We start from the raw sequence: 5,528 nt of genomic DNA on the forward strand, positions 1-5,528 counted from the left end.
AATAACCATTCGAGACCATGAACGCGGCGTGACCGTTCGATTACCCTTAGCTTGTGCTCCATGCCCACAAGCGCACACGAGCTGCCGCTGGAGATGGTCCGCAACCGGCCCCAGCTCGTCCCGACCATCCTGCGGACCGTCTTCGGCCTGGACATCCTCGGCGAACCGAGCATCACGTCCGAGTCCTTCGCGGATCTGAGCCCGGCCGAACTCCGGTGCGACGCCACCGTCCTGTTCGACACCCGCGACAAGCGCACCCACGGCGTCATCGTCGAGTCGCAGCAGCGGTTCGACGGCGGCAAGCGGTACAGCTGGCCCGCCTACATCGCCCTGCTCCGGCTACGCCACAAATGCGGGGCGACGCTGCTCGTCCTCTGCCCGGACGAGAACAGCGCCCGCAGATGCGCCGCCCCCATCCACATGGGCCATCCCCGCTGGGTGCTCGAACCCCTGACCGTCCACCCCGGTATGCTCCCCCCGATCACCGACCCCGGCGAAGCCGCCCGCATGCCCGAACTCGCCGTCCTCAGCGCCCCCGCGCACGCCGACGGCCCGCACGCATCCGCCGTGGTCAGCGCCGTCGCGGCGGCCATCGACACGCTCACCGGAGACACCGGCCCTCTGTACCATGACTACCTGAGGACGCTGCTCTCCGACGCTGCCCGCAAGCTCCTGGAGGACACTGTGAAGACCGCCGGCTACGAGTGGCAGTCAGACTTCGCCAAGACCCACATCGCCGAAGGCGAGGCGAAGGGGGAAGCCAAGGGGGAGGCCAAGGGGGAGGCCAAGTCGGTGCTTCTCGTCCTGGAGGCACGCGGTCTTCACGTCCCCGACTCCGTCCGTGAACGTGTCACCGGCTGCACCGAGACCGACCAGCTCGAACGCTGGGTCCGTCGGGCCGCCGTCATCGAGCGCGCCGAGCAGCTCTTCGACTGACGCCCCCGCTGCCGAGCGGGGGCGGCCTCTTCGACTGATGCGAATCCGGCCCCGTCCTGATGGGCGGGGCTGGTTCGCGTGGTGGGGGCGGCTGGATGGTGTGGGGTGGCTGGTGTCGGACGAGGGGCGGGGGATCACTGGGCAGGTGATCAACTCTGCGGGGGGTTTTCGGGGGTGGAGCGGGTGAGGAGGAGGCCGGCGGCGGCGAGGAGGGCCAGGACGATCACCGTGCCGCCGTAGACGTCGGCGGTGTCGCGCAGGCCGATGTGCGTGGTGGCGAAGCCGGCGGCGATCGCGGGGAGGCTGAACGCGAGGTAGCTGAGGGTGTAGACGGTCGCGAACAGGGCGGCGCGGCGGGCCGGTTCGGCGAGGGACGCGGCGATGCGGAACGCGCCGAGGAACGCGGCGCCGAAGCCGAGGCCGGAGATCACGGTGGCGGTGAAGAACAGCGATGTGGACGCGGCGGCCAGCGCGGTGAGGGTGAGGGCGAGGCCGGCCGCGAGGACGACGGAGCCGCCGATCATCATGGGGCGGGGGCGGCGGGCGCCGGTCGCGATGACGGCGGTGGCGCTCGCGGCCATCAGCGCGAAGACGACCAGGCCGCCGACGAGGTGGCTGCGGACGCCGAGGACGCCGGCGGCGAGCGACGGGCCGAGCGACATGTAGAGGCCGACGACGCCCCAGGTGGCGATCAGGCTGGGGACGATCAGCAGGAACGTTCCGCGGGCGCCGCGGGGGACGCTGATCTGCGGGCGCAGCGAGGCGAGGGCGCCGGGGCGGCGGGCGGACGTCTCCGGCATGAGCAGGATGCCGGCGACGGCGAGGGCGCACAGGGCGGCGAGCAGCCAGTAGACGAGGGTGGTCGGCGCGGGCGCGTACTGGACGAGCAGGCCGGAGCCGAGGGCGCCGGCGCCGAGGCCGATGCCGGGGGTGGCGCTGTTGACGAGGGAGGCGAGGCGCTGGTCGTGCGGGGGCTGAAGGTCGACGAGGCCCGCGCTGATCGCGCCGGTGGCGGTGCCGGTCGCGAGGCCCTGCAGGATGCGGGCGGCGATGAGCCAGCCGACGCCGTCCGCGGAGACGAACATCAGCATCGCGGCGACCTGGGCGACCAGTGCGGCGGCGAGCACGGGGCGGCGGCCGATGTGGTCGGAGAGGGCGCCGACGGTGACGAGCGCGGCCAGCAGCGCGAGGGCGTAGACGGCGAAGACGACGGTGAGCGTGGTCGCCGAGAACTTCCATTCGGCCTGGTAGACGACGTAGAGGGGGGACGGTGCCGCGGCCGCGGCCATGAAGGCGAGGAGGGTGGCGGCGAGGGTCCAGAAGGCGGCGGCGCGGGGAAGCCTGCGGGCGCGCGGGCGCGCGGCGGGTTCGGCGGCCGGGAGGGCGGTGGTCACGGCGAACTCCTAAAGCAAAGATATTGGCTTTAAGAGACCGTACCCGCCTCGCGGCCCTAAAGCAAAGAATATTGCGTTAACCTGGCGCCATGACCACCGCCACCCGTTCCGCGTCGGCGCGGCCCGGCGGGCGCAGCGCCCGCGTCCGGGACGCGGTGCACCGCGCGGTCACCGAGCTGATCTGCGAGCGCGGCGCCGACCGGGTCACGATCCCGCTGGTCGCGGCGCGCGCGGGCGTCAACCCGACGACGGTCTACCGGCGCTGGGGCACCGTGCCCGCGCTGCTGGCCGACGTGGCCGCCAAGGAGCTGGACGCCGACGCGCCTCCACCGCCGACCGGCGACCTGCGCGCCGACCTCGCGGCGTACGCCGAGTGGGACCTGGCGCATCTGTCGCGTCCCGGCGGCATCGCGTTCTTCCGCGCGGAGGTCGCGGACGACCTCGACGAGCGCAAGGCGGGCCTGCGCGAATGCCTGCGGCAGGTCGACGGCGACCTGGAGGCGATCGTCGCCGCGGCCCGCGCGGGCGGCGAGGCCGACCCGCCGCCGGTCGAGGAGATCATCGACCGGGTGGTGGCGCCGCTGTACTTCCGGGTCGTCTTCTCGATCCCGGGCACCGACGCCCGGTTCGCCCGGCGGCTGGCCGAGGAGTTCCTCGACGGGCGGTCCTGACCGGGACGCGGCCGCCCCCGGCGCCGCGTCCCGGACGCGGATCAGGCGCGGCAGACGATCTCGCCGTGCGTGACGGAGTACCAGCCGTCCTCGGCGGCGGCCCACTCCTTCCAGCCCTCGTAGACGCGCCGCAGTTCCTCGCGGGTGGCGTGGCCGGCGGCGACGGCCTTGTCCGCGACGGACGAGTCCCGCATCCGGCCGCCCCACGACTCGCTCCACCACTCGCGCTCCTCCGGGGTGGCGTAGCACCAGGCCGACGCGGACGCGGTGACGTCGGTGAACCCGGCCCGCCGCGCCCAGGAGACCAGCCGGCGTCCGGCCTCGGGCTCGCCGCCGTTGCCGCGCGCCACCTTGTAGTAGATGGGCAGCCAGGGGGCCATGGCCTCGGGTTCCGGGTACCAGATCATGGTGCCGAAGTCGGCCTCGCGGGCGGCGACGATCCCGCCGGGCTTGGCGACCCGGCGCATCTCGGCCAGCGCCCGCACGGGGTCGGCGATGTGCTGCAGGACCTGGTGGGCGTGGACGACGTCGAAGGTGTCGTCGGGGAAGTCCAGGTCGTGGACGTCGGCGACGGCGAACTCGACGTTGGTCGCGCCCTTGGCCTCGACGTTGCGGCGCGCCTCGGCCAGGACGACCTCGGCGGCGTCGGTGGCGACGACGCGTCCGGGCGCGACCAGCTCGGCCATGCCGGCGGTGATGGTGCCCGGGCCGCAGCCGACGTCCAGCACCGAGAGCCCGGCGCGCAGGTGCGGGACCAGGTACGCGGCGGAGTTCTCGACGGTGCGCCACTGGTGCGCGCTCAGCACGGTCGCGTGGTGGCCGTGGGTGTAGGTCGCGTTCGCGGACATCGGGATCACCTCTCTGTCGATGCCCGCAGCCTACGCCGACTTCTCAGATTTTGAGAACTGAATCTCATGATATGAGACAGCAATGCGCGGACATGCGAAAGGGGGCCGAGGCGCGATGCCTCGGCCCCCTTTCGGAGCCGGTTCGTCAGGCGGCCGCCGTCAGGCCGCCTCGCCCGTCACGCGGCCTTGCTCGTGAGGCCGCACTGCTCGTCGGGCCGCCTTCTCGTCATGCGGCCAGGGCGATGCGCCGGCCGGCGACGCGCCGCGCGGCGGGGACCGCCGGGACGGGCGCCGGGGCGGGCACCGGGGTCGGCACCGGGGCGGGCAGCGGTTCGATCACGGCCAGCGCCGGCGGAACCTCGGCGTAGGCGTTCAGCGTCGCGTGGGTGAGTTCGGTGAGCCACGGCTGCACGACGGTCCGCTCGGCGGGCCCGTCCAGCCGCGGGTGGGTGAGATGGAATGTGCCGGTCGCTTCGCTCACTGCCAACACCCCTTCCTTGACCCGGCGGCCCCGCGCCTGTGCGACGGCCACCGGTTGTCACATACCCCTAGGTACGTAGGCACAAGCCACTCGGTTCGGCGGCTGTTCCCAATCGCCCCAGGTTGTCCCCTAAGTCACATCCCAACCTAGAGTCCCCCTCGGACATTTCTCGAACAGATTTTCGGCTAGTCGGGGGTGGGCGCGGGGTCGGTGGTGACCGAGCGGAGCAGCGGCCGGCTCAGCGCGCTCGCGCCGGCGATCCCGCCGAACCCCAGCGCCACGAAGGCGGTGAGCGTCACCGCCCCGGACGCGCCGAACCCGATCGCGAACGGCGAGGCGAAGAACAGCCCGGTCGCCAGCGAGCCGCCGCCCATCACCACGAGCGGGATCAGGGTCTCCTGCCGCCGCGCCCGGTCCAGCACCCGCAGCGGGGTGCCCGCGAGGCGCAGCATCGCGTAGGCCTGCCGCCGGTCCAGCACGGCCGACGCGCCGGTGATGCCCGCGCTGGTGATCGCGATGAGGAACGACACGGCCAGTACGGTGAGCGCCCCCGTCCTCAGGTCGGCGAGCAACTGGTCCCGGCTCCGCTCCTCGTCGGCGGGGGTGGTGGCGACGTGGCCGGGAACGGCCGCGGTGAGCGCCGTGCGGGCCCGGTCGACGGCGGCCGCACCGCCGCGCACGGTGATCGCCACGACGGCGGTGTCCGCCGCCGGGCCTCCGGCGGCGGGCGGCCGCACCGCGACGCCCGCGCCGATCCCGTCCAGCCTGCCCCTGACCTGCTCGGCGACGGCGGCCGCGCGTCCGGGCGGGACGTTCAACCGCAGTTCGCCGGACGCCTTCGTCCCGGACGACGCCCCGCCGAGCAGGGCGAGGAACCCGGCGACGAACCCGGTCAGCGCGACGCCGGCGACCGTCCGCCACGCGGAGCGCGGGTCGTCCATCAGCCGGCGCCCGGCCAGCAGCCGCGCCGGGCTCCGCGCGAGGCCGACCGTGATCCGGCCGATCAGCGCGACCACCCACGGCCCGGCGAGGTTGATCGCGAGGAACGCCAGCACCAGGAACGCCAGCATGATCACCAGGCCGAGCCGGCCGAGGCCGGTGAGCCCGCCGCGGGGGGCGCCGACCCCGACGTCCACCGCCGCGAGCAGCAGGACGCCGGCGGGGCGCAACGCGGGGGGCGGGTGGCGCCGGGCGGCGC

General features: G+C 73.8%; 5 protein-coding genes and 1 pseudogene. 2 read left to right on the plus strand and 4 right to left on the minus strand.

From position 1 onward, the window contains the following. The first annotated feature begins 60 nt into the window (after window positions 1-60). Complete coding sequence (locus ABZ914_RS45160) at window positions 61-936, plus strand: hypothetical protein (RefSeq protein WP_500200850.1); 876 nt, start codon at window positions 61-63, stop codon at window positions 934-936. A gap of 149 nt (window positions 937-1,085) precedes the next feature. Here the strand turns inward: ABZ914_RS45160 and ABZ914_RS45165 are convergent, their stop codons facing one another. Further along, the gene (locus ABZ914_RS45165; RefSeq protein WP_500200851.1) at window positions 1,086-2,330 is read right to left on the minus strand and encodes an MFS transporter; all 1,245 of its coding nucleotides are present in this window, start codon (window positions 2,328-2,330) and stop codon (window positions 1,086-1,088) included. Window positions 2,331-2,419: 89 nt separating this feature from the next. Here ABZ914_RS45165 and ABZ914_RS45170 point away from each other — a divergent pair, with 89 nt between their 5' ends. Continuing rightward, window positions 2,420-3,001 carry a TetR/AcrR family transcriptional regulator gene (locus ABZ914_RS45170; protein WP_500200852.1) on the plus strand — a complete coding sequence of 194 codons (582 nt, stop codon included), beginning with the start codon at window positions 2,420-2,422 and terminating at the stop codon, window positions 2,999-3,001. Window positions 3,002-3,042: 41 nt separating this feature from the next. Here the strand turns inward: ABZ914_RS45170 and ABZ914_RS45175 are convergent, their stop codons facing one another. The 3 genes and pseudogenes from ABZ914_RS45175 to ABZ914_RS45185 all read right to left on the minus strand — a co-directional run. Continuing rightward, window positions 3,043-3,849, minus strand: a complete 807-nt coding sequence (locus tag ABZ914_RS45175) for a methyltransferase domain-containing protein (protein WP_500200853.1) — start codon at window positions 3,847-3,849, stop codon at window positions 3,043-3,045. A 226-nt stretch (window positions 3,850-4,075) separates the two neighbouring features. Further along, entirely contained in the window at window positions 4,076-4,330 is a 255-nt protein-coding gene (locus tag ABZ914_RS45180) for a hypothetical protein (RefSeq protein ID WP_500200854.1), read from the minus strand. A 185-nt stretch (window positions 4,331-4,515) separates the two neighbouring features. Then, a pseudogene (locus tag ABZ914_RS45185) lies at window positions 4,516-5,528 on the minus strand (FtsX-like permease family protein); the annotation flags it as partial.

The organism is Spirillospora sp. NPDC046719, from assembly GCF_040645715.1.
GTDB lineage: Bacteria > Actinomycetota > Actinomycetes > Streptosporangiales > Streptosporangiaceae > Spirillospora.